Here is a 23,464-nt window from a genome sequence, read left to right as displayed (position 1 = left end):
ATCGCTCACGGGGTTGCTATTGAAGTCTAAATCCCGAACGCGTTACTTCGGGCCCGAATTTTTCGGCAAGGTGCAGGGCCTTGCTTTCGGGTTGATCGGGCCAGAGCCTCGAAAGATGTGACTGACGAGGTTGAGCGGCAGGGCCACGACCTCGCCGATGGCCCGTCCGGGGCCTGCGTCCTTCACGGTCACGTCGGGCTTGCCGAGTGTGCCGCGAATTTCGAACGGTGAGACAATCTCGACAAGCTGCTTGCGCTTGGCGCGCGGGGCGAAGGAAAGATCCAATGCATCCGTCCTGAGATTAACGCTCCCTGCCCCGACGAGCTGGACGTTTTCCGTCTCCACGATCATTTGTTTTGACGTTGCCACGCCATTCTTGAAATGAAGCGGAAGGACCGCGCAGACGAGCTTTGTCGTATGGTCCTCGTTGCTTGTGACCAGCCAGGTGAAGATGCTGAGGCCCGTCAGGTCGATCAGCCGGTTCGGCAGCACACCACCCCAGAGCGACGCCGTCACGTTTCCGGTGAGCGACCTCAGGAAGTCGGTTTCAGACACCGCGCTGCCCGTGACGTCGAAACTGGCATAGACAGTGCTCGAAATTGGCGATTGAAAACCGACCTCGTTCATCAGGCTTTTGAGCGGAAACTTTTCCATCCGCCCATGGGCTTTTGTCGGAAGGGATTTGGAGGCCAAGTTTACACCGAAGTCGCCCCGCACGGTGCCGCCAATATAGTCAAGCTTGAGACCGGCAAGTTGCAGGTGATCATCGTCATATTTCAACGTTCCGGACAGGTTGCCGGCGTGTTTCTTTCCAGAGACGATCTTCTTCACGTTCAACGCAACGTCAGCGCTCAAAGAAGCTTCGAATTCCTTGGTCAGTTCGAAATCGTCGTCGTCTTCCAGGCCCGCAGCGGCAAGGCTTGCGAACTGACCAAGACCCGCAAGATCGACAAAATCCATTTCTTCCGACGAGACGGAGCCGACAACCACCCACTCTGCGCCCTCTTTGTGAGGCTCCAGCTGAAGATTTGCATTGATGTCCGTTGCCCCGGACGTCAGTTTGCCTGAAAGCTTCGCGCTGTCGCTTGTCAGGCCGCTGGTTCCTGAATACGCCAAGGCGGGCAGCGTCCTGTCTGTCTTGATCCCGAGCGACGCCAACACTTTTGCCGGCTCAGGCAAGGACAGGCTGGTCGAAAACTCCAGGTCTTCGACCACGCGAAATTCCGGAATGGCCAATTCGAATTTCAGGTCCAGAATATCCGTGCCGGAGGTCTGGCCCGTCAGTTCTTCAAGGCCGAAGGCTCCCGAAGCTTCGTTGAGAGCAACGGTCCCCTTTACGATGCCAAGCTCCGGTGCATCGGTTGCCGGCCGGTTCAGCAGCAAGGCGGTTGGAAAACTGTAGGACCCGGAAAGATCAGCGCCGCGAAACGCCAGAATGTCGTCTACCTTGCCCTTCATGGTCAGATAGGGGGCATCGTCGGGCCCGTCCAAAACGGTGATGTCTTCCAGTCCCACCTTGTCATCGTCGCTCTTGACCACGCGGCCGACCGAAATCGGTCCGATCTCATCGAATTCGAGCAGCACGGCATCCGTGGTGATGACGGCGTGGTCGACAGCAAGTGCCTTGAGCGGTCCGCTGACCTTTCCGGATATCTTTTCGACATTGACCGCGAATGCGCTCGAGGGTTCGGCCGTAAGGGGCGCCAGAACAGACTGAAATGAAAGGTCGAAGACCGATCCGCTGAAGACATCGCTCACCTGACCGCTGACCGTGACCTGATCGCCGTTCTCGCCCTCGAAATCGAGCTTGATATCGCTGAGCTGCAGTTTGTCTATCGGACCGGAGGACGCCCAGGTCAGTACAGCCTGACCTTCAACAGCGCTTTCCAGTCCGAGTGATGCCAGCAACTTGGTGATGGAGTCGGACTTCGACGAGAGGTCACCCTCCAGCTTCGCCACCGTCTCCGACGTGTCGACGGTGCCGGTCAGGCGGGTGTCCAACCCTGGCAGCGCGATGTCGAGTTCAAACGGCCCGGTCTTGTCGGCCAGCGCCTTCGTCGAGGAAGGAACAGTTCCGCTGGCGCTCAGCGGCGTGCCGTTGATGGCGGCCTCGAATTTGACCTCGGTCGATTGCGCCGCTGCGCCCGTGACGAGCGTCAGGGATTTGATCCGGAAGGTTTCGTCCCAGCCGTCGTTTGTGTCGAGGAACCGGAACACGACGTCGGTCAGTTCCAGATTGTCCAGCACGGGGCTGTTGATCAGTGTCGACAGAAGCTCAAAACTGGACCGGGGCTTCGTGCGCTCGGTGCCTTCGTCGGCACGGTATTCGATCTCGGCACCGCTCATGCGGAAATTCCGGATCCCCGATACGTTGCCGCGTATGAGACTGTAGGGCGCATCGAACGCGACGGTTTCAAAGACGCGCGCCTTGTCGCTGCCCCCGCCGGAGGACCGCTCGATATAAGAATCCTCGATCCGGACCCCGAGCCGCCTGCCTGGTATCAGGACGACGGGGCCGCGCACTTCCACCGGCCGGCCGAAGACGCGGGACAGGATTTCACCCGCCTGTTCCTGCCGTAGCGATGCATAGAGATCGAGCGTTGCAACCGAATAGGTCGCGACACCTGCGGCGATCACCAGAGTGACCAGCCCGAGCGCAAGAAGACGCACCAGTCTGGTCACGCGTCCTCTTCGTCTTTTAGGCTCCTCGCCCATGCTTTCGATCCGCCTTGGTTTGCAACGCAATGCCCGACAGCATCCAGTCTATGCCGGTTTTGATGCAAATTGGTGCTAATTCAAAAAGATCAGGCAAATGTGAGAGGTGCGCCATCAGATCGGTCAGCTAAAGCCCCCGGCAGGCAACATCAGTGCGCGTCCGGACGGCGCGATAACAACCGCGAGCGTCTCCCGCTAGTTCACCCGTCAAGGACACTTGAATTGTCGGCAATTAGGTTGCTTCAACGGCGAGCTGCATGAAATCTCTCGCTGCTTTCGCATGAAGGGCTGATTTTCGGAGAAATGGCGCACCGGGGAGGATTCGAACCCCCGACCCCCAGATTCGTAGTCTGGTGCTCTATCCAGCTGAGCTACCGGTGCTTATGGGTGCGAAGAGCGGGTTGTCCTGATGTCGTCGAAGCAGACAACCGTCTTGGCTCTGCGGAGCAACGTGTGCCCCGGACAGGGCGCTTACGTACTGCGGTCCAGCAGCGAATGCAAGGGACTTTTTGAACTTTTTTTCAAGGAACTGTCACACAGAACCGAAACGCCCGGAATTTGCAGGGACTTGGTATTTGGCGCCCCGGGCCATGCGCAAACCCGGCCGGTCAGGACCGGCGGTCCGGCACCTTGAGGCGGAAGCAGGCTCCCGGACTGGTTTCGTCGAGATGGATGGTCCCGCCATGGGCCTTCAACAACTCTGCGACGATCGCAAGGCCGAGACCCACGCCGCCCTTTTTTGAACCACTGTGGAAAGCCTTGAAGAGCGCTTTCTTGGTGTTTTCCGGTATCCCCGGCCCCGTGTCGGAAATGATGACGTGCACGCAGTCATCGTCCCGAACCGCGTCCAGCGTGATCCGGCGGACCAGTGCTTCGTCCTTTTCCGCTTCCAGCGCCTGGAGGGCGTTGCGGACGAGATTGAGCAGGACGCGGAAAATCTGCTCCGGATCGGCGTCGATCTCGATGTGATCGGGAACCTTGTTCTCGAACGCCACCGTCTCGTGGTCCGGTAGGCCGAGAACATCGGCGACGTCCTCTCCGACCCGCTGAAGGGCAAGCAGGCGGCGTTGTGGCGGACGTTCCTGGGCTTTGCCGTAGGACATCACCGCCTGGGTGTAACTGACGGCCCGGTCGAGCGTCGCCAGGATTTTTGGCGCAAGACGGCTGACCGTCGGATCCGGCACGTGTTCCAGGCGCTCCAGGAAAAGCTGAGCTGAGGCCAGCAGATTGCGCAAATCATGGTTGATCTTGGAAACGGCGAGACCGAGATCGGCCAGCCTCTGTTTCTGGTGCAACGCCCGCGATAGTGCTTCTTCCATCGCCGCCAGCCGGATTTCAGCGTCACCGAGCTCATCCTTGCGCCCGCTCACGGCAATGATCCGCGAGGTGTCCTCAGGGTTTTCCGCAAACCGTTCCATCGACGTGGTCAACCGCCGCAACGGACGGATGAACAGCGCGCGCAGGGTTATGTAGACCAGACTTGCCGTGATGCCGGAAATCACCAGGGACAGAGCCAGGATGCGGCCGGAAAAGGCCAGCATGTCCTGTTGCAGCAGACTGACCGGCAAGACGATGTCTACCCGTTCGGTATGTCCCATCTGGCCAAGTCCGACCACACGCATCACACCATCACCTCGATAGGTCAGGATCTGGAAGCTGCCGACAATCGACGAAAACGGGTTTACCTTTGCCATGTCGACGACGATATCGACGTCTGTCGGGACGTCGTTCATGGCAATCAGGCTGCGCCGGGAGCCCTGATCGAGGGAAATGGCGACGGCGCCGGTTGTCTGGAGAAGCTGCTCCTGCAGACGCGGTGCGATCGTGCTGGTCTCAGCCAGGACCGAGGCCGCCACGCCGGCGGTGGTCAGGCGGTCCATCAGCCATGTGTTGCGGTAGTTGGCGATCGAGGGCACGTAGATGAAGACCTCGGACAACATCACAAAAACCACCGTCAGCAGCAGCAGTTTTCCCGACAGACCGCCGAGCCGGTGCCGGTCCGGACGGTCGCCGCGACCGGCCGGTGCACCTGATTCACTGGAGGGGACTGCAGCGCCTTCCGGCGCACCCTCATGCTTCATGTCCTGTCGTCCCAAATGTCGTTGTGCCTCTTGGCACTGCCTGCAATGACCTATCCAAATTTACGCAATATACCGATAAGCGTCCGTATCCAATTTTTCTTTGGCAGATCCGCATAGTACGAAATTGCAGCGCGGCGCACCAGTTCGCCAAGTGTCGGATAAGGCGCAACAAATCCCGCAAGGTCTTTCATCGTCATCTTCTTCGAAAGCGCCAGCGACAGAAGGTTCAGGATCTCGCCTGCCTGAGCGCCGACAATGTCGGCTCCCGCCAAACGTCCGCCCGGACCGACAATCAGTTTCAGGCGTCCCTTGGTCACGCCCTCCGCCTGGGCCCGGTCGTTGCCGGCATATTCGGCGCTCAACACCTTGACGGCACCGCTGTAGGCTTTCTTGGCCTCGATTACGGTCATGCCAATGTGGCCGATTTCCGGCGAGGTGTAGGTCACCCACGGCACGATGGTGTTGTTCATGCTGACCGGCATCCGAAAAAGGATCGACCGAATGACGAGGCCCGCCTGGTAACCGGCAACGTGGGTGAACTGCAAACCACCCGCCACATCGCCGATCGCGTAGACCTTGCGGTTGGTGGTGCGCAGACCCTTGTCGACCTTGATTCCCTTCGGATCGTATTCGATCCCGGCCGCCTCCAGTCCCAGCCCGTCCACATTCGGCGCTCTGCCTGTGGCAACCAGCAGGTGGCTGGCTTCTGTTTCGACAGGAGTCCCGTCTCCGGTTTTCGCAACGATCTTGACCCCATCGCCGGCTGCTTCAACCCGCTCAACGGCCGTTTCCTCGAGGATCTCGATGCCCTCTTCCTTCAGCGAATCCAGGACAATTTCAGCAAGCTCCGGATCATCTTTGCCAAAGGCCTTCATTGCCTCGAAAACGGTGACCTTCGCGCCGAGACGGCGATGCGCCTGGGCCATTTCCAAACCAATCGGACCGCCCCCGATGATCGCCAGATGGGAAGGTGCCTCTCGCAACTCGAACAGCGTTTCGTTGGTGAGATAGGGAACCTCATCCAGTCCGGGGATCGGCGGGACGAAGGCAGTTGAGCCTGTCGCAACCACAAATCGCCGTGCTTTGATTCTTTTGCCACCGACCTCGACCGTGTCCGGACCGGTGAAGGTGGCATGATCGCGCAGAACCTTGACGCCCAACCCTTCGAAACGGTCTTGCGAATCGTGCGGCTCGATCGTGGCAATAACGCTTCTGACGTGATCGTTGGCCGCTGCAAAGTCGATTTCCTGACCGGCAGAATGAATGCCGAACCGTTCGTTCCAGCCGCTGCTCGAGGCGGCCTTGGCCGCAGCCAGCAGCGCCTTTGAAGGCACACAGCCATAGTTCAGGCAATCCCCGCCCATCAGACCCTTTTCGATCAGGACCACGTCAACACCGAAAGCCGCAGCGGCGGCAGCGACAGACAGTCCGCCTGAACCGGCACCGATCACACAAATATCCGGGGTCAGCATGTCTGCCATGGAGGGCTCCTGTTCGAGCAAGTGAAACGCAGTCGGACCGATCTTAGACGAGCCGTCAGCGAGAGCGGACTTTTTTCAGCACCACCGGAATGAGGCTGGCGATTCCAAGTGCAAAGAAGGCGGCCAGCAGTTGCGGGGTCACCAGAGCCGAAATCTCGACCTCACAGGTGCCCGCAGCGGCGCAGCCGGGATTGGCCGCTTCCTGTGCTTCAATGACACTGTCCAGCCCGGAGCCGATGAACGCAAAGGCAAAGGTCCCCGGAATGATGCCGATAAAGGTGGCCAGCGCGTATGTCGGAAGCCGCATCTGGAAGATCGCCGGTGCGATGTTGACCAGCCAAAACGGAAAGACCGGGGTCAACCGCAAGAACAGCAGGTAGCTGAACCCTTCGGTGCGGAATCCTTCGGCAAGGCGTGCCAGGAAAGGACCGGCGCGTTTGGTCAGAACCTCCCCGAAAGACGATCGGGCCACGAGGAAAACAGCGCAGGCCCCAAGGGTCGCTCCGACTACCGTTGCCATGCCACCGACCACCCAGCCGAACAGAAACCCGCCGGCGATGGTTAAAAGTGAGGCGCCGGGAAAGGACAGGGCGACACATGCGACATAGACAGCAAGGAAGGTGAAAATCGCCAAAGCGAAATTCTGATCGACAAACCCGAACAGATCCTGCCGCTGCATGATCAGGTTGGAAAGCGTCAGCTTGTTGTGCAGTCCTTGCGAAAACGCAACAGCCATCAGCACCACAAGGATGGCGAGCGGCAGCCACTTTTTTATCCGGCTGAATACCGAAGCTTTCACCGGTGCTTCGGCTACCGGTTCCGTTTCCTTCGGCCCTGTCATGGTGTCAGCCTTGTCCCCCAGCATTTCCAATCCCATCAACTCGTCAAACCCGTTGGTTCTTATTGCCGCCACAGTGTTCTCTTAGCCAGATGTACCTTAAACCTCGTAAAAAGAACCGTGCATCACTGATAAGTGACGCCATGGTGTTGCGTGTTCACCTGTGCGTGAACCGGAAATGGCCCGAGATTCTTGCCGCAGAACGTTGACTTGAAGCGGCGCGGCGCTTATAAGCGCGCTCGACCGGGACATGCATTCGGACCCAAGGCTTTTCAAGCCGCGCTCTTCCAGCGCTTCGAGTGCTTCCTCCAAAGAATTTATAAATGAACAAGGGCCGCGCAGAAATCCGCGCGGGGAAGAACAATGAAGCGTACGTATCAACCGAGCCGTCTTGTCCGCAAGCGCCGCCACGGATTCCGCGCACGTATGGCCACCAAAAATGGCCGTCAGGTGCTTGCTCGCCGCCGTGCAAAAGGCCGCAAGAGCCTCAGCGCCTGATCGGCGACCAGCGCGCAGTGCGCCGGGTTGGCGGCTGCAGCCAACACCAATCCGCCGCCATGGACACTTTGAAAAAGCGCTCCGAATTCCTGGCGGTCGCCAAAGGCGGCCGGTTGGGTCGGCGCGCTTTCGTCGTTCAGGGATTGCAACGGGACACTGAAGACGCAGCGCGTGTTGGCTACACAGTCACCAAAAAAACCGGCAATTCGGTCATGCGCAGCCGCATCAAACGGCGGCTCAGGGCGGCCGTTGCCGAACTGAAAGCGGGCGACATTCCAAAAAAAGCCGATTTTGTGCTTGTCGCACGCGATTCAGCGCTCACTCTTCCCTTTCAAAAACTCGTCGCAGACCTTAAGTCTGGCCTTAGCCAAGTGCTGGATCCGGAAACACCGCGCGGACGGGGAAAACCGCGCCGGGGTAATCGGACGTCGCAACCGACACCGCGCAGGAAACAGGGGTAACTCCAGTTGATTTCTGAAAACCGAAACACGATCCTGGCCATCGTCTTGTCCCTGATTGTTCTGCTGGCCTGGCAGTACTTTATCGCAGGACCGCAGTTGGAGCGCCAGCAGGCGGCCGTCGAGGCGCAGCAACAGGCTGAGGCCGCCCGCCAGGCTGCCGGAACAGGCGCCAACCCGGACGCTCCTCAACCATCCGCGACGACAGGGGGCAATGCGGCCCTTCCGGCACAGGGCGCTGGTCAGCCGGCTGTCTTTGCGAACCGCGCACAGGCGGTTGCCGCAAGCAAGCGCGTCGTCATCGATACTCCGCGCCTCGAAGGGTCGATCAATCTGTCGGGTGCCCGCCTCGACGACCTGCGCCTGAAGGACTATCACGAGACAGTCGACAAGAGCAGCCCGACCATTGCGCTGTTCTCGCCGAAGGGAAGCCCTGATCCCTATTATACGGACTACGGCTGGGTTGCCGACCCGGGCGCCAACGTCACCCTGCCCGGACCCGATACGGTCTGGAGCGCCGAGGGGAATGCCACGCTGACCCCGGCGACCCCGCTGACACTCACCTGGGACAATGGTGAAGGCCTAACGTTCAAAAGGACTTTCTCCGTCGATGAAAATTACCTGTTCACCGTCGAGCAGTCCGTTGACAACAGTTCCGCCGAAACCATTACGCTTTATCCATATGGCCTGATTGCACGAAAAGGCATTCCGGAGACCACCGGGATCTGGATCCTTCACGAAGGCCTGCTTGGCGTATTCGGCGAGGAAGGTCTTCAGGAGATCGACTATTCCGACCTTGAGGAGGAAGGCGATGTCCGTCCGGCAAAAGTCGACAACGGCTGGCTCGGCATCACCGACAAGTACTGGGCGGCAACGCTTATCCCGGTTCCCGGACAGGAATTCCAGCCAAGCTTCAGCCACTCGAATGTCACCGGCAACTTCCAGGCCGATTATCTGGGCAGCGGCGTCGCCGTTCCGGCCGGAGGTTCAGCGGATACCAGCTCCTATCTCTTCGCCGGCGCGAAGGAAACAAAGCTGATCGACGGCTACGAGGAAACGCTCGGCGCCAACCGGTTCGAGCTTTTGATCGACTGGGGCTGGTTCTACTTCCTGACCAAGCCGATGTTCTTCGCGCTTGACTACTTCTTCCACCTGCTCGGCAACTTCGGCGTCGCCATCCTCGTGGTGACAGTGATCATCAAGCTGATCTTCTTCCCGCTGGCGAACAAGTCTTACGTCTCCATGAGCAAGATGAAGCTCGTGCAGCCGCAGATGACCGAAATCCGAGAAACCTACAAGGACGACCGGCAGAAGCAGCAACAGGCGTTGATGGAGCTCTACAAGAAGGAAAAGATCAATCCCCTGGCCGGCTGTCTGCCGATCCTGATCCAGATCCCGGTCTTCTTCGCGCTCTATAAGGTTCTGTTCGTCACAATCGAAATGCGCCATGCGCCCTTCTTCGGCTGGATCCAGGATCTTTCTGCACCGGACCCGACCTCGCTCTTCAATCTGTTCGGGCTGATTCCCTGGGATCCGCCACAGCTTCTGATGCTTGGCGTCTGGCCGCTCCTGATGGGCATAACGATGTTCATCCAGATGAAAATGAACCCCACACCGCCCGATCCGACCCAGCAGATGATCTTCACCTGGATGCCGGTGGTATTTACCTTCATGCTGGCCTCATTCCCGGCCGGTCTCGTGATCTACTGGGCCTGGAACAACTTCCTGTCGATCACCCAGCAATACGTGATCATGCGCCGCCAGGGGGCGAAGGTGGAACTCTGGGACAATCTGGGGGCTATGTTCAAACGAAAGAAACCGGCCTCGGACGACGAGGCTGACAAGGCCGAAAAGAGCTGATACAACCCAAGGCCTCGCCATCCGGCGGGGCCTTTCGATTTGACTGGAAACACACGGGAGCCTGCAATCCGATGATCCGATGAAGCAAGACCTAATCCGCAAGGCGAAGCCGCCGACCGGCAGGTCGAATGCGTTCAGCAACGCTCAATCTCTTCCCTTGATTCTTGCTTACCGGAGGTCTCATGCACGGCCCGTCCCCAGACACGCTTCATCCGTTCCACGGCGAAAACCATACCGTCTTCCTGAAGAACGTCATCACCCGCCCAAACATCGAGGTGGGCGATTACACCTACTATCATGATTTCAAGAACGCCCTCGATTTCGAAAACCGGAACGTACGCTACCATTTCGACTACATCGGCGATCGGCTGAGGATTGGAAAATTCTGCGCGTTGGCCTGCGGAACCAACTTCATCATGAACGGTGCCAATCACGCCATGACCGGGTTTTCCACCTATCCTTTCCATATCTTCGCGCAAGAGTGGATGGAGCAGTTCGACCCGGAAACGATCTTCGGACATTTGCGCGGCGACACGATCGTCGGCAATGACGTCTGGTTCGGGACCAATTCCACCGTAATGCCCGGGGTCACGATCTGCTCAGGCGCCATCATCGGCGCGCATGCTGTCGTAGCCTCCGACGTTCCGCCCTATGCGGTTGTCGTCGGCAACCCGGGCCGGGTCGTGCGACTCAGATACGACGAGGCAACGGTTGAGCGTCTCCTTGAAATCGCGTGGTGGAACTGGCCCATCGAAAAGGTCACCCGCCACCTGCCCGAGATCTGGGGAGCGGATATCGACGCGCTGGAGAACGCTTGCGCGGACGGTGAAAGCGGTCTCGACGCCAGCCAGAAGGCAAGTTAAAAGCGCCCCATGAGCGACGAACAAACCTATTCGAAGGAAGACCTGGAAGCGGGCCGGCTGCTGTTTGCCCGCCCCTGGGAATTCCTGACCAGTGTCACCGACATGTCCAATCTGCCGCCGGCAGCAGGCGCGGAGATTGCCTTTGCCGGTCGCTCCAATGTCGGCAAATCCAGCCTGATCAACGCCCTGACAGGGCGCAAAGGACTGGCGCGCACCTCCGCCACTCCCGGCCGGACCCAGATGCTGAACTTCTTCGTCGCACCGGACACGCCGCTGACGATCGTCGACATGCCGGGTTACGGTTACGCCCAGGCACCAAAGGAGCTGGTCGAAGCGTGGACGGCGCTTGTGTTCTCGTATCTGCGCGGACGCCCGAACCTCAGGCGGGTGATCCTGCTGATCGACAGCCGGCACGGCATCAAGAAGAACGATCTTGAAACCATGGATCTGCTCGACAAGGCGGCGGTCGTCTACCAGGTGGTGCTTACGAAGTCCGACAAGATCAAACCAACCCAGTTGACGCGCCTGATTGCAGACACCCAGGCGGCGCTTTTGAAGCGCGTCGCGGCGCATCCTTTGATCATCGCGACCTCTTCGGAGAAAAACAAAGGCATTGACGAGCTGAAGGCTGAACTCTGCCTTCTTGCCAATCAGTAAGCCGTGATGGTTTCGCACGGGCGCGAGAATTGTGAAGACCCGGCAAACCGGTTATAGCAGGGTTCTTCTGCACGTCTTTTGAGCATTCTAGTTGAGTAAAGCCTCTCGATGACAAACCCCGACATGTCCAGCCGCGCACATATCATCGCCCATGCCCTGCCCTATATGCAGCGCTACGACGACAAGACCGTGGTGGTGAAGTACGGCGGCAACGCCATGGGTAATGCTGAACTCGGCCAGGCCTTTGCACGCGACATCACGCTGCTGCGCCAATCGGGCGTCAATCCGGTAGTCGTGCATGGCGGTGGCCCGCAAATCGGCAAGATGCTCCAGCGGCTCAACATTGTCAGCGAATTCAAGGGCGGGCTCCGCGTCACCGACAAGGCGACGGTCGAGGTTGTTGAAATGGTCCTCGCCGGGGCAATCAACAAGGAAATTGTCCAGATGATCAATGCTGAAGGCGGCCGGGCGGTCGGCCTTTGCGGCAAGGACGGCAATCTGGTCACGGCCCGCAAGCTCAACCGGACAGTCGTCGATCCGGACAGCAATATCGAAAGCGTTGTCGATCTCGGCTTCGTCGGCGAGCCCTCAAGTGTCGATCCGACCGTTCTTCGGCTGGTTCTGAAAGAAGCCATCATTCCGGTGGTTGCACCGGTCGCTCATGGCGAGGACGGCGAGACCTACAACATCAATGCCGATACGGCAGCTGGTGCGATTGCAGGATCGCTCAATGCCAAACGTCTTTTGTTCCTCACAGATGTTCCAGGTGTCCTCGACAAGGAAGGCAACCTGATCAAGCAGCTCACCGTCGCCGCTGCACGTGACCTTATGGCAGACGGGACTATATCGGGTGGAATGATACCAAAAGTCGAAACCTGCATTGAAGCTCTGGATCGGGGCGTTGAAGGTGTTGTTATCCTGAACGGCAAAGTTCCGCACGCGGTGCTCCTGGAGCTCTTCACCGATGGCGGCGCGGGGACGTTGATCCGCCCGTGACCGGAAAACGCATCCTGCCCGCCGAGGGCCAGCACGCACACCGCCAGGACCTCAGGGTGTTCAAGGGCGTCGAGGCCTGGGTCTTCGACCTGGACAATACGCTTTACCCCCACGAGGCGGACCTCTTTTCCCAGATCGACGACCTGATCGCGCTTTACGTTCAAAAGGTTCTGGACCTGAACCGGTCGGATGCCATGGCGCACCAAAAGGCGCTCTATCACGAATACGGCACGACTTTGCGCGGGCTGATGACCACCCAGAACATCGATCCAGACGATTATCTCAACTTCGTCCATGATATCGACTATTCCGGACTTGACCCCAATCCCGAACTTGGCAAGGCAATCGAGTCCCTTCCCGGCAAGAAATTCATCTTCACCAACGGCGACCGGCCGCACGCGGAACGCACGGCTGCGGCCCTCGGCATTTCCGAGCATTTCGAGGATATCTTCGATATCGTCTCCGCCGACCTTGTGCCGAAGCCGAACCGGGAGACCTACGACAAGTTTATCGACCTGACCGGCATCTCTCCGGCCCGTGCCGCCATGTTTGAGGATCTACCCAAAAACCTGAAAGTGCCGCACCAGCTCGGCATGCGCACCGCCCTGATCGTGCCGACAGGTTCGCGCGAAGTGTTTCAGGAAAGCTGGGACCTCGAAGGCGATCCCTATCCGCATGTGGATTTTGTCACGGAAGATCTGACAGGTTTCCTGAAGGCTGTCTTGGGCGCCTTGCGGTAATCGAGCCTGGCAATTTCCCGAAACAGGGCATCTTCGTTCCGAGCCAACGGGTTTGAGAAGTGTGCTTGCGGCCCATCCTTCGAGACAGCGCAGTGCGCTTCTTCAGGATGAGGCCGTGTGCGCAGCAGGGCTGCCTTGGTTTTCACTGGTCTCTTCAAAAGCTCTCCTGAGGCGCTACACATAAAGTCCTCATCCTGAGGAAGGCCGCAGGCCTGTCTCGAAGGATGGGCCACGAGCGCCAATAAGGTCATTTCTCAAAGAACAAAGCCGTTGTTCAACGAGGAGCAGAGCAAAGGTTCTCCTTTCGCAGGAACTGCACTAAATTGAGAAAAACTCAACCAGCGGACTCTTTCCTTCCATGGCCTCCTTACGCGCACTTCACGCATTTTCCCTGCTCGCCCGTCATGGCCGCGCGGCGATTGCGGCCGAAAAGCTCGGTGTGTCGCCGTCAGCTTTGTCGCACCTTATGCGCAAGCTTGAGAGCGAACTTGGTGCAACGCTGGTCAACCGGGATGGCCGCGGGCTCTCGCTGACCGAGGAAGGGCAGCGCCTGGCGCTCAGCCTCGGCGATGCCTTCGACCGGATCGAAGAGGCCGTGGACAGTTTCAAGCGGCGCGGCCGAACCGAACTCAGGATCAGCACAGTCTCGACCTTCGCCACCCGGTGGCTGATCCCCAGGCTGCCGGACTTTCAAGCTAGTCAGCCCGATGTGGAACTGCTTCTGTCCGCATCGACTCGCATGGTGGACCTTGACCGGGAGAATTACGACTGCGCCATTCGGCTCGGGACCGGCAATTGGCCGAGCGTTGAGAGCCATCTTCTTTGGAAAGAACATCTCGCAGTGGCAATGGCGCCGAGCCTGTTGGGTGACAAGGATCCATCGGACCCGGAGGCTTTGACAGGTCTGCCGCTGCTGCACAGTTCCGCGCGGCGGAGCGACTGGACCGACTGGCTCCAGGAAGCCGAGCTGAGCCATCCCGACGTCAGTTCCGGCACGGTGCTGCAAAGCCGGGACCTTGCAATCCAGGCTGCCATTGCCGGCATGGGGGCCATCGTGATCGATCGGCGCTTTGTTTCGCAGGAACTCGATGCAGGACACCTGATTTCCCCGGACTGGACGGTGCTCGAACTGGAAACCGGCTACTGGTTTGTCAGGTCCCCGGCGCGGACCCTGACGCGGCCCGTCGCCGCGTTTCGCGACTGGCTTTACAGGGCAACAGCCGGCGCAATGTAACGCAGCGATTCACCGGACGCTGAGAAGCAAATCGCCGAGGGTCTTGGCACTTTCAGTCGCCTTGTCACCATGAAGTGGCCAGTCCTGCATCAGGCCTTCGATGATCAGGGCGATTTCTCCGCTCCGCTCCGGAAGTCCGGACAATACCGCGATCTTCTGTGCGACTTCCGTCTTGTGCCTTCCAAGCAGGGCACGAAGACGTTCGTTGTGCGGCGCGGAGGCAACTGCTGCGTGGAAAAGACATCCATGCGCCGCCTCTTCGGCCATCCAGCGTGCAACACGGTCAAACACGACATGCAAGATGGGCGCGTCGTCCGCCGGCATGTCTGAAAAAACCAGATCCATGTAACGGCCATGCCTGTGTTCCAGGGCACTCAGCACCATTTCCTCTCGCGAAGGCATGTACTTATAGAGTGTTCTGAGGCTGACACCAGCGGCCTCGCGCAGGCTGTCGATGTTCGGCTCGGCGAACCCGTTCTCCGCGAACACCCGCTCCAGTCCGGCGGCGATCCTGGTTTTTGTGTCGGTCATGGTTGACGGGGTAGAACAAATGCTCTACCCGAGCAAGTAGAACAATCATTCTACCGGAGAACTTCCCGTGCCCATCCCAGAAAAAATGCATGGTGTCGTCCTGACCGGGCATGGCGGCCCCGATAAGCTTCAATGGCGCGATGATCTCGAAACACCGCGCCCGGGCCCGGGCGACGTTCTCGTTCGGGTGCTGGCAGCAGGGGTCAACAACACTGACGTCAACACGCGTATCGGCTGGTATTCGAAGGGAGACAACGAGGCAGAAGACGCGGCCTGGACAGGCGTCGCTCTCAAATTGCCGTTGATCCAGGGCGCAGACGTGTGTGGAACGATCGTTGCGGTTGGCGAAGGCGTCGACCCGTCCCGGATTGGTCAGCGTGTCTTGATCGAACCCTGTCTGGTGGAGGCGGGAGGCGAGCAGCTTGCCTCACCGTGGTATTTCGGATCTGAATGCAACGGTGGCTTTGCCCAGTTCACAAAGGTGGCCGCGCGCCACGCCTATGCGATCACCTGCGATCTGGGCGATGCCGAACTCGCCTCGTTTCCCTGTTCCTATTCAACAGCGGAAAACATGCTTGAACGGACCGGCGTGAAAGCAGGAGACACAGTTTTCATAACCGGAGCGTCTGGAGGCGTCGGATCGGCGGCGATCCAGCTGGCCAAAGCAAGAGGCGCCACAGTCATCGCAGTGACAAGTCCTGCCAAATCCGGCGCATTGCTTGAGCTCGGCGCAGACCGGACACTCAACAGGGATGCAGATTATGCAAGCGAGCTCGGGGCCAACTCGGTAGACGTCGTTATAGATCTTGTCGCCGGTGAAAAGTGGCCTTCGCTCCTCGAAATCCTGAAACCCAAGGGGCGCTATGCAGCATCAGGTGCGATCGGCGGCCCGATGGTCACACTCGATGTCAGGACGCTCTATCTCAAGGACCTCAGTTTCTTTGGCTGCACGGTTCTGGAACCACAGGTTTTCGGAAACCTGGTCGCACGCATCGAACGCAAGGAAGTCCAGCCGCTGGTCGCTGAGACCTATCCTTTGAAAGAGATTTCTGCCGCGCAAGAAGCCTTTGGCCAAAAGGGGCATATTGGCAAGATTGTTCTGGAAGTGGCCTGAACCGCTTAGTGTTGTCGCTGAACTCGGCACGGTTGCGCATCAGCGCGATCATCCGTCTTATCCAAGCAGGATAATTCCAATCACTGCGGCAACAATCAGCAGGCATCCGACAATTTCCGAGCGGGAGATCACTTCCTTGAAGACCAGCCAGGAGGCAAGGAAGGTGAAAACCAGCTCGATCTGGGCAAGCGCACGGACATAGGCGACGTTCTGCAGCGTCATGGCAGTGAACCAGCCGATGGACCCGGCAACACCGGAGGCCCCGACCCAGATTGCGGCACGCCAGGCTCTCAGGCTGGCGCGCAATTCCTCCGGCTCGCGAAAAACCATCCAGATCGACATCGCACATGTTTGAAACAGCGTCGCATAGACCAGGGCGGTTGCGGCCTGCATGGCAACCGTCGTCCCATCCAACGACAAAGATGCAGTTCGGTAAGCAACCGCCGAGGCTCCGAAAAAGGCGGCCGACGCCAGTCCGATCAGAGCGGGCCGACCAAAGAGCGACGAGCGCACGGCTGATAACGTCAAGGGAACGCGTGCCAGCGAAATAATGATGACACCGGCGATGCCGACCATAATGCACAGAGCAACGATAAGGGAGACGTGCTCGCCGAGTACGACCAGTCCGAACAATGCTGCCTGGATCGGTTCGGTCTTGGAATAGGCCGTTCCGACGGCGAAGTTGCGAAAAGAAAACAGGTAGATCAACAGGAACGTCGCGACAATCTGCGCCAGCCCACCGAGCGCACCGGCGACCAGCAACGTGGTTGTGGGGCTTGGCAGAGGGTTCTCGAAGACGAAGTGAAGGACCGCGGCGTAGAGAAGCGCAAATGGCACCCCGTAACCAAAGCGGACAAAGGTCGCGCCGGTGTTCCCGAGCCTACCCTTCAGATGCTTCTGCATTGCCGTGCGCAAGTTCTGGCAAAATGCTGCAAAGATTGTGATCGGGATCCACAGTTCCACGATGACAGCCATATCCCTAAGTTGACGTCACATCATCTTACGCCTTCTCAAGACGGCAAAAACTAGCGAAAACGGAAAGGATCGCATTATTTTTTCTCAACTAGATTCAAGAAGCAAACTACGCGTGCGCGACTGAATTCCAAAAGTTTGAGGTTTGTCATCCCGGCTGAAGATTGCACAACATCTTCCTCATCCTGAGGAAGTGCGAAGCGCTGTCTCGAAGGATGGGCGGCATACTCCGAAGTGCGCGGCCCATCCTTCGAGACGGACCCGACGGTCCTCCTCAGGATGAAGGGGGTGTTAGCAAAGAAGGTATCGATCCACACCACCTAAGGGCGCATACGGAAAGTTCCGAGTAAGTCCGAAGCTGAAATCAATAGTAACAGCCCCGGAAGCGGCAGAACCAAGATCCGGGACCGGAGACGCGGCGCCGGCGAACACTTCCCGCAAAGTTTCCACTTCAGACCCACCGATCCCGCATCACGCGAGGCTTAGCTTTGATGACTGTCGAAACATCGCTCACGCCAGCCAGTCGCGCTGGCTATGTCGCCCTCAGAACACTTGGCAGCCGCCCTGTGCTTGACAGGGATCGGTCCGGCGGCTTAGGTCCGCGCACAAATTGTTAACGCCGGAGACCTCTGTCAGATGACCCATGATCTCGCCGCCCTGTCCCAAATCATCGACGCGGCTTTCGAAGACCGTGCTTCCATTGAAACCTCGACGACCGGCGAGATCCGGGATGCAGTGGAAACCACACTGAACCTTCTCGACCGCGGCGAGTTGCGCGTTGCAGAAAAGAAGGATGGAGACTGGGTCGTCAATCAGTGGGCCAAGAAAGCCGTTCTCCTGTCTTTCCGTCTCAACCCGATGGAAGTCATCAAGGGTGGGCCGGGTCAGGCGGTCTGGTGGGACAAGGTGCCCTCCAAGTTCGACAGCTGGGGTGGCTCGGATTTCGAAGATGCAGGCTTTCGCGCGGTTCCCAACTGCACCGTGCGCCGCTCGGCCTTTATCGGCAAGGGCGTGGTCTTGATGCCGTCTTTCGTCAATCTCGGCGCCTATGTGGACGAAGGCACAATGGTCGACACCTGGGCAACCGTCGGGTCCTGCGCACAGATCGGCAAGAACGTGCACCTTTCCGGCGGCGTTGGCATTGGCGGCGTTCTGGAGCCCCTGCAGGCCGGCCCGGTCATTATCGAGGACAATTGCTTCATCGGCGCCCGTTCGGAGGTCGTTGAAGGCTGCATCGTGCGGGAAGGGTCCGTCCTGGGCATGGGCGTCTATATCGGCCAGTCGACCCGTATCGTGAACCGGATGACAGGCGAAATCAGCTACGGCGAAGTGCCGCCATATTCTGTCGTGGTCGCAGGTTCCATGCCGACTTCGAGCCTGATGGGCAACGGTGAGGCCGCACCGAACCTTTATTGCGCGGTTATCGTGAAAACGGTCGATGAAAGAACCCGCTCGAAAACGGCCATCAACGAATTGCTACGCGACTGATCGATTCAGATCGTTGAACCTGAACAAACCCCGCCTTTCCGAAGGCGGGGTTTTTTTGGTTTCAGATGTTCCAGAGAATGCCGACGACCTGGGCGATCACGAGCGAGAGCAGAATGTCGAGGACCACGACCCCGATGGCCAGACTGATTGTGGCCTGCAATGCGATCCGCGCGACCAGAAAGCGGTACCAGAGCAGAACGACAACGCAGGTCAAATAGAGCAGCACCGTTATTCCCAGCGGGAAAATGCCGAGCAGGTAAAGAATGTAGGTCAGCATGAAAGGAATCGAGGCCAGCAAACTGGTCCAGTTCCGGACCACCACATAGGGCACGTAGCGGTGTGAAATGCCGATAGGCGCGGCAATGAGCGCCAGGATAACCGGCAGCGCAATCCAGTCGATGCCGTGACCGAACGCCTGAGCCGTCCAGAAGGCATTGTTGGGAAAGCCCTCCGGGTGATAGCGGTTTTCGACGAGATAGAGCTGCTTTTCGTAGAGGCCGGCCAGCATGTACGCGGGCACCAGCAAAAAGAAGACCTGGAAGGAACGCCAGAAGCCATGGATGGACTGGTCGAAGAATGCCATGCCTTCGGGCCGGTTGCGCAACAGCAACCAGGACCCGTCCAGCGCCGCCCGGATTTCGTTCATGCTGATCAAGATCAAGCTGCTCCCGAAGCCTTCGAAAAGTAACTGACCAGGAATCGTTTATAGATCGCTGTCAGCCGGTCAAGATCCTCGACATTCACGCATTCATCAACCTTGTGCATGGTCTGCCCGACAAGGCCGAACTCAACCACAGGGCAATAGTTCTTGATAAACCGCGCATCGGACGTGCCGCCACCTGTCGACAATTCCGGAACGCGCCCTGTCTCTGCCTTTACGGCGGTCCCCAGTGTCTCGATCAGTCTTTCGTCCTTTGTCAGAAAAGATTCGCTGGCGTCGCGCTTGAATTCAATGTCGAGCTTCAGATCGCCGAGATCCACCGCTTCAAGCGTCTGCAGAATTTTCGCCTTCAGGCTCTCCAAAGTCCATTCGTCATTGTAGCGGATATTGAAGCGGGCTTCCGCGCGCGCCGGGATGACATTGAAGGCGGGATTTCCAACGTCGACCGTGACAATCTCCAGGTTGGTTGGCTGGAAACGTTCATTGCCGTGATCCAGCTCCAGTGTGTCAAGGGCTGTCAGCAGGCGCAAAAGGCCCGGGATCGGATTGGCGGCAAGATGCGGGTAGGCAGCATGTCCCTGGGTGCCGGCCACGGTCACGGTTCCGGAGAGAGACCCCCGGCGGCCAATCTTGATTGCATCGCCAAGTTGGTTCGGATTGGTCGGTTCTCCGACAATGCAGGCATCGAACACGTGACCCTGGCTCTCAGCCCATTGAAGCAGCTTGACGGTCCCGTTCACAGCCGGGCCTTCTTCATCTCCCGTGATCAGGAAAGAGATCGTTCCGCCGAAGCCGGCACCCAACTCGTTGACGAACGAGAGTGCGGCGGCGGCAAAGGCGGCAATTCCGCCCTTCATGTCAACAGCGCCGCGCCCGAAGAGGACACCGTTTGAAATATCACCGTCAAACGGGCCGTGGCTCCAGTCACTTTCCGCGCCCGCCGGAACGACATCGGTATGACCGGCAAAAACGAAGTGCGGTTGTCCCGACCCGATCGTCGCGAACAGGTTTTCCACATCCGGCGTGCCCTCATCGCGAAACGTCACCCGGGAAACAGAGAACCCTGCCCCGCCAAGCAGCTTTTCAAGTGCTGCAAGCGCTCCGCCTTCTTGAGGCGTCACCGAAGGGCAGCGAATGAGGTCTTGGGCGATGGATACGGCAGTCGACGTCATGACAGGCGGAAGCTTTCTTGAGGAAAAGGCGTAGGGGTTCTGGATCGGGCCTCAGGATTTGCGCCAGTAGCTGTTGGGTAACGGACCGTTCTTGTTGGGTTGAGTCTGGCTCGGAACGAAGCCCAGCCCGATGACCATCAGCAGATTGACACCCGGCAGAAAGATGAGCAGCGCCCAGAAACCGTTCTGTCCAATGTCCTGGAGGCGCTTGATCACGATCGCAAGCTCGAACCACTGCAGCACGAAGAAGAGAAGCGGAAACAAAGGGTTCGAACCCGCAAACGCGCTTGGTGTCACATCTTCGGGATTGGGCAATCCGGGAATGGACAACCACCAGATCCTGATTGCCATGCCGATAATGACCCAAACAAGTGCAAAGCAGAGCCAATAGGGCTCTCGGCCTATCCGGCCGATGGGGCTCATCAGGGCCCAAACCGGGCCGGGGGAAATATTCGCGCTGGGTGGGGGGGTATTCATTCAGTCCCGCTCACAATAATTGATATCGCATGGAGGTAGACGCATACGCGGTTCGGATCAAGCGCCGTCGTCCGGTCTTATCTCGTCAATTGCGACATCGCCCAATTTCCGTGCACAGCGAGCTTTCCACATTTCGAAAATTACGCTGCGGAATATTAATGGATTTTGCACCATGGGCATGTCTTATTTGAGATGATACGAACCAACACCGTTGGGGGTCCCGTCATGACCGGTGCTTTTCAGAAATTTCTATTCGCTTGTGCTGCCTGTGTTTTTTTGGCCGTGGCTGCATTCTTCCCGGGACCCGGTCACGCACAGGAGGCCGCCTCCGACCTGCCTCCGGCCCTTCAACAGGACGCGATGGAAAAGCTCGTTTCGGATCTCGATCCGGAGCAGGTTGAGGCACTGACGGACCTCATGACGCTGCTGCAACAAAGCGCCGCAGCAGCAGGACAAGACACGCCCGTGGCCGAGGGTCCGGGCTTTGTTGAGCAGCTCAGAACCGCCGTCGGTGCTTTCGGAGCCATGGTCGCCGGTCACTTTCAGAGCCTGCCGGATCTCTTCACCGGCATCATCTCCAGTATCGGCGCGCTCTTTTCAGGAGCCGTCGCCGGTCCAATCCACATTCTGATCGGTGCGATCGCGCTCATTCTGGCGGCCGGGTTTGCAGCGGAATTCCTGGTCAACCGCCTCACGTCCACAAGGCGCGACACGATCCAGAGCAAGTCTCCTGAAAGCCTTTTTGAAACCGTAAAACTTGTCTCGACCCGCGCCGGGCTCGATCTCGGCGGATTGCTGGTCTTTGCCATCGTTGCACTGATCGTCGGCCGCATCGCAGTCTTCGACCCGGTTACGCGGTCTTTCGCCCTTCAGGCCGTTTTCTGGATCGTGTTCCTGCCCCGCCTGATTGCGGCCTTGCTGCGGTTCGCCCTTGCGCCAAATCGGAGCGAACTGCGTCTGGTGACTGCCGATGATCCGACGGCACGATCGCTCTATCACAACTTCACGATCCTCTTCGCCGTTGTCGGCGTTGCGTTTTTCCTTCGCAACGTCATGCAAGCGGCGGGAACCGATGCCGGGGGCAGTTTCCGCTTCTTCATCGGTTTTGCCGTCAACGCCTGGATCATCGCCGTCATCTGGAAGGCTCGTCACGGGCTGACCAGCATCATTTTGGGCGAAGAGGAAGACCCGACCTCCGGGCTGGAACGTATGGCCAAGTTCTGGCCCTACTTCTCCATGGCCTTTATCGCCTTCAACTGGCTGCTGGTGCAGTTCACCGCGAGCATGGGCGTGGATGCGCTAACCGCCGGGCGCTCCCTTGCCGTGATCGCTCTGGTGGTGTTCGCACCGTTCCTCGACACCATGGTGCGCGGCATCGTTTCGCATATCGTGCCGCCGATGCAGGGCGAAGGGCCGGTCGCTGAGGCAGCGCATCTTCAGACACGGCACAGCTATGTCCGCATCGCGCGGGTCGCACTGCTTGCCTTCCTGATCCTGGTCGTCGGACGTATCTACGGCCTCAATCTGCTTTCACTCGGCGGTGACGACGGTTCGGCCGTTGCCCGCAACAGCGTCATCTTCCTGTTGATCCTGGCAGCAGGCTATCTTGCCTGGGAGATCACCAACCTTTGGGTCGCGCATCAGCTCGCCAAGGATTCCCCGCCTGCCGAGACACAGGACGATGACGCGGAAATGGGCGGTGCCGGCAAGTCGCGCCTGGCGACAATCCTGCCTCTCATGCGGGTCGTGTTGCAGGTCACCATCATCACACTGACCGGCCTCCTGGCGCTCAGCCAGCTTGGCATCAACATCACGCCGCTCCTGGCCGGCGCGGGTGTCATCGGTCTTGCCATCGGCTTCGGTGCGCAGACCCTCGTACAGGATGTGGTCTCCGGCGTTTTCTTCCTGATGGATGACGCCTTCCGGCTCGGCGAGTTCATCGATACGGGCGGGACGCAGGGCAGTATCGAGAAAATCTCAATCCGCTCGCTGCAACTGCGCGGCACGAAAGGTGCGGTGCATATCGTGCCCTACGGCCAGATCCCGAAGCTGACCAACCTCTCCCGTGACTGGGTGATCATGAAGCTGAAATTCACCGTGCCTTTCGATACGGATGTCGAAAAAGTCCGCAAACTCTTCAAGAAGATCGGCCAGGAGATCATGGAAATGGAAGAGTTCAAAGACGACCTGTTGGCTCCCTTCAAGGGTCAGGGCGTCGCGGATGTCGACGACGTCGGCATCGTTGTTCGCGGCAAATTCACGACGAAACCTGGCAAACAGTTCGGCGTGCGCAAGGAAATCTACAAGCGCGTGCAAAAAGCGTTTGAGGAAAACGACATCCAGTTCGCCCGCAAGGAGGTTCGGGTCCAGCTGCCTGAAAATGCCAATCTGGACGACAAGCAAAAAGAAGCCCTGACCTCGGCAGCCGCGGCCGCTGCTGCGTCCGAAGAGAACAAGCCCGCCGCTGAATGAGCCAACTAGCTGAAACTCTCGTCATGCCATGACCTGTGCGACCGCTTTCCGGTTTGGATTATGCGATTGAGAGCATGCCGCTAGAACAACGGTACAATACAAGCCGTCTCCAAGTCGTGTCTCGCGTAATTTACCCGGATTTGTCGTCCCCGTTTG

At 58.8% G+C, this 23,464-nt stretch carries 20 protein-coding genes and 1 tRNA gene; 11 read left to right on the top strand and 10 right to left on the bottom strand.

Going from position 1 to position 23,464, the window contains the following annotated elements; genetic code table 11:
• Positions 1–42: 42 nt before the first annotated feature.
• The 5 genes from RBB47_RS21705 to RBB47_RS21685 form a co-directional block, all read right to left on the bottom strand.
• Positions 43–2,682, bottom strand: coding sequence for an AsmA-like C-terminal region-containing protein (locus tag RBB47_RS21705; RefSeq protein ID WP_305987981.1), 2,640 nt, complete (start codon positions 2,680–2,682; stop codon positions 43–45).
• A gap of 337 nt (positions 2,683–3,019) precedes the next feature.
• Positions 3,020–3,096: transfer RNA gene (locus RBB47_RS21700), tRNA-Arg, on the bottom strand.
• A gap of 227 nt (positions 3,097–3,323) precedes the next feature.
• Positions 3,324–4,796 (bottom strand): HAMP domain-containing sensor histidine kinase, encoded by a 1,473-nt coding sequence (locus RBB47_RS21695; protein WP_305987980.1) that lies wholly within the window; start codon positions 4,794–4,796, stop codon positions 3,324–3,326.
• A 50-nt stretch (positions 4,797–4,846) separates the two neighbouring features.
• A complete protein-coding gene (locus RBB47_RS21690) occupies positions 4,847–6,277 on the bottom strand; it encodes an NAD(P)/FAD-dependent oxidoreductase (RefSeq protein WP_305987979.1) in 1,431 nt (476 codons plus the stop codon).
• Positions 6,278–6,332: 55 nt separating this feature from the next.
• A complete protein-coding gene (locus RBB47_RS21685) occupies positions 6,333–7,190 on the bottom strand; it encodes a TVP38/TMEM64 family protein (protein WP_305987978.1) in 858 nt (285 codons plus the stop codon).
• A gap of 288 nt (positions 7,191–7,478) precedes the next feature.
• On the opposite strand from RBB47_RS21685, the gene rpmH reads away from it, so the two are divergent.
• From rpmH to RBB47_RS21645, 8 genes are all read left to right on the top strand, one after another.
• Complete coding sequence (gene rpmH / locus RBB47_RS21680; RefSeq protein WP_006934271.1) at positions 7,479–7,613, top strand: 50S ribosomal protein L34; 135 nt, start codon at positions 7,479–7,481, stop codon at positions 7,611–7,613.
• A 59-nt stretch (positions 7,614–7,672) separates the two neighbouring features.
• Positions 7,673–8,074 (top strand): ribonuclease P protein component, encoded by a 402-nt coding sequence (gene rnpA, locus RBB47_RS21675; RefSeq protein ID WP_305987977.1) that lies wholly within the window; start codon positions 7,673–7,675, stop codon positions 8,072–8,074.
• 9 nt (positions 8,075–8,083) lie between these two features.
• Entirely contained in the window at positions 8,084–9,931 is a 1,848-nt protein-coding gene (yidC, locus tag RBB47_RS21670) for a membrane protein insertase YidC (RefSeq protein ID WP_305988071.1), read from the top strand.
• A 182-nt stretch (positions 9,932–10,113) separates the two neighbouring features.
• Positions 10,114–10,794, top strand: a complete 681-nt coding sequence (locus RBB47_RS21665) for a CatB-related O-acetyltransferase (RefSeq protein ID WP_305987976.1) — start codon at positions 10,114–10,116, stop codon at positions 10,792–10,794.
• Between the two features lie 9 nt (positions 10,795–10,803).
• Positions 10,804–11,451, top strand: a complete 648-nt coding sequence (yihA, locus tag RBB47_RS21660) for a ribosome biogenesis GTP-binding protein YihA/YsxC (RefSeq protein ID WP_305987975.1) — start codon at positions 10,804–10,806, stop codon at positions 11,449–11,451.
• 108 nt (positions 11,452–11,559) lie between these two features.
• A complete protein-coding gene (argB, locus tag RBB47_RS21655; protein WP_305987974.1) occupies positions 11,560–12,447 on the top strand; it encodes an acetylglutamate kinase in 888 nt (295 codons plus the stop codon).
• Complete coding sequence (locus RBB47_RS21650) at positions 12,444–13,187, top strand: pyrimidine 5'-nucleotidase (protein ID WP_305987973.1); 744 nt, start codon at positions 12,444–12,446, stop codon at positions 13,185–13,187. Before argB ends, RBB47_RS21650 begins: the two co-directional genes overlap by 4 nt.
• A gap of 358 nt (positions 13,188–13,545) precedes the next feature.
• Positions 13,546–14,421: a LysR substrate-binding domain-containing protein gene (locus tag RBB47_RS21645; protein WP_305987972.1), complete on the top strand. Its 876-nt coding sequence runs from the start codon at positions 13,546–13,548 to the stop codon at positions 14,419–14,421.
• 9 nt (positions 14,422–14,430) lie between these two features.
• On the opposite strand, the gene RBB47_RS21640 is transcribed toward RBB47_RS21645, so the two are convergent.
• A complete protein-coding gene (locus tag RBB47_RS21640; RefSeq protein ID WP_305987971.1) occupies positions 14,431–14,952 on the bottom strand; it encodes a TetR/AcrR family transcriptional regulator in 522 nt (173 codons plus the stop codon).
• 67 nt (positions 14,953–15,019) lie between these two features.
• Between RBB47_RS21640 and RBB47_RS21635 the strand changes: the two genes are divergently transcribed.
• A complete protein-coding gene (locus tag RBB47_RS21635; RefSeq protein WP_371932828.1) occupies positions 15,020–16,066 on the top strand; it encodes an alcohol dehydrogenase family protein in 1,047 nt (348 codons plus the stop codon).
• Positions 16,067–16,123: 57 nt separating this feature from the next.
• Here the strand turns inward: RBB47_RS21635 and RBB47_RS21630 are convergent, their stop codons facing one another.
• Positions 16,124–17,029, bottom strand: coding sequence for an EamA family transporter (locus RBB47_RS21630; protein WP_305987970.1), 906 nt, complete (start codon positions 17,027–17,029; stop codon positions 16,124–16,126).
• A gap of 645 nt (positions 17,030–17,674) precedes the next feature.
• On the opposite strand from RBB47_RS21630, the gene dapD reads away from it, so the two are divergent.
• Positions 17,675–18,526 carry a 2,3,4,5-tetrahydropyridine-2,6-dicarboxylate N-succinyltransferase gene (gene dapD / locus RBB47_RS21625; RefSeq protein ID WP_305987969.1) on the top strand — a complete coding sequence of 284 codons (852 nt, stop codon included), beginning with the start codon at positions 17,675–17,677 and terminating at the stop codon, positions 18,524–18,526.
• A 61-nt stretch (positions 18,527–18,587) separates the two neighbouring features.
• Here dapD and RBB47_RS21620 read toward each other — a convergent pair whose 3' ends face one another.
• The 3 genes from RBB47_RS21620 to RBB47_RS21610 are packed head-to-tail and all read right to left on the bottom strand — an operon-like array spanning position 18,588 to position 20,836.
• Positions 18,588–19,172, bottom strand: coding sequence for a hypothetical protein (locus RBB47_RS21620; RefSeq protein ID WP_305988069.1), 585 nt, complete (start codon positions 19,170–19,172; stop codon positions 18,588–18,590).
• Between the two features lie 11 nt (positions 19,173–19,183).
• The gene (gene dapE, locus RBB47_RS21615) at positions 19,184–20,359 is read right to left on the bottom strand and encodes a succinyl-diaminopimelate desuccinylase (RefSeq protein WP_305987968.1); all 1,176 of its coding nucleotides are present in this window, start codon (positions 20,357–20,359) and stop codon (positions 19,184–19,186) included.
• A 51-nt stretch (positions 20,360–20,410) separates the two neighbouring features.
• Positions 20,411–20,836, bottom strand: a complete 426-nt coding sequence (locus RBB47_RS21610) for a DUF805 domain-containing protein (protein WP_305987967.1) — start codon at positions 20,834–20,836, stop codon at positions 20,411–20,413.
• A gap of 225 nt (positions 20,837–21,061) precedes the next feature.
• Between RBB47_RS21610 and RBB47_RS21605 the strand changes: the two genes are divergently transcribed.
• On the top strand, positions 21,062–23,308 hold the full coding sequence (locus RBB47_RS21605; RefSeq protein ID WP_305987966.1) for a mechanosensitive ion channel family protein: 2,247 nt from the start codon (positions 21,062–21,064) through the stop codon (positions 23,306–23,308).
• Positions 23,309–23,464 lie beyond the last annotated feature (156 nt).

Origin of the sequence: Roseibium sp. MMSF_3544 (assembly GCF_030732845.1) — a bacterium.
Lineage (GTDB): Bacteria > Pseudomonadota > Alphaproteobacteria > Rhizobiales > Stappiaceae > Roseibium.
This window is presented reverse-complemented; position numbering and strand designations above follow the sequence as displayed.

What these genes read in the sequence shown, in the direction of transcription:
- RBB47_RS21695 (WP_305987980.1), bottom strand. Translation starts at nt 4,796, where the DNA reads ATGAAGCATGAGGGTGCGCCGGAAGGCGCTGCAGTCCCCTCCAGTGAA.
- RBB47_RS21690 (WP_305987979.1), bottom strand. Translation starts at nt 6,277, where the DNA reads ATGGCAGACATGCTGACCCCGGATATTTGTGTGATCGGTGCCGGTTCA.
- rpmH (WP_006934271.1), top strand. Translation starts at nt 7,479, where the DNA reads ATGAAGCGTACGTATCAACCGAGCCGTCTTGTCCGCAAGCGCCGCCAC.
- rnpA (WP_305987977.1), top strand. Translation starts at nt 7,673, where the DNA reads ATGGACACTTTGAAAAAGCGCTCCGAATTCCTGGCGGTCGCCAAAGGC.
- RBB47_RS21665 (WP_305987976.1), top strand. Translation starts at nt 10,114, where the DNA reads ATGCACGGCCCGTCCCCAGACACGCTTCATCCGTTCCACGGCGAAAAC.
- yihA (WP_305987975.1), top strand. Translation starts at nt 10,804, where the DNA reads ATGAGCGACGAACAAACCTATTCGAAGGAAGACCTGGAAGCGGGCCGG.
- argB (WP_305987974.1), top strand. Translation starts at nt 11,560, where the DNA reads ATGACAAACCCCGACATGTCCAGCCGCGCACATATCATCGCCCATGCC.
- RBB47_RS21645 (WP_305987972.1), top strand. Translation starts at nt 13,546, where the DNA reads ATGGCCTCCTTACGCGCACTTCACGCATTTTCCCTGCTCGCCCGTCAT.
- RBB47_RS21640 (WP_305987971.1), bottom strand. Translation starts at nt 14,952, where the DNA reads ATGACCGACACAAAAACCAGGATCGCCGCCGGACTGGAGCGGGTGTTC.
- dapD (WP_305987969.1), top strand. Translation starts at nt 17,675, where the DNA reads ATGACCCATGATCTCGCCGCCCTGTCCCAAATCATCGACGCGGCTTTC.
- RBB47_RS21620 (WP_305988069.1), bottom strand. Translation starts at nt 19,172, where the DNA reads ATGAACGAAATCCGGGCGGCGCTGGACGGGTCCTGGTTGCTGTTGCGC.
- dapE (WP_305987968.1), bottom strand. Translation starts at nt 20,359, where the DNA reads ATGACGTCGACTGCCGTATCCATCGCCCAAGACCTCATTCGCTGCCCT.
- RBB47_RS21610 (WP_305987967.1), bottom strand. Translation starts at nt 20,836, where the DNA reads ATGAATACCCCCCCACCCAGCGCGAATATTTCCCCCGGCCCGGTTTGG.
- RBB47_RS21605 (WP_305987966.1), top strand. Translation starts at nt 21,062, where the DNA reads ATGACCGGTGCTTTTCAGAAATTTCTATTCGCTTGTGCTGCCTGTGTT.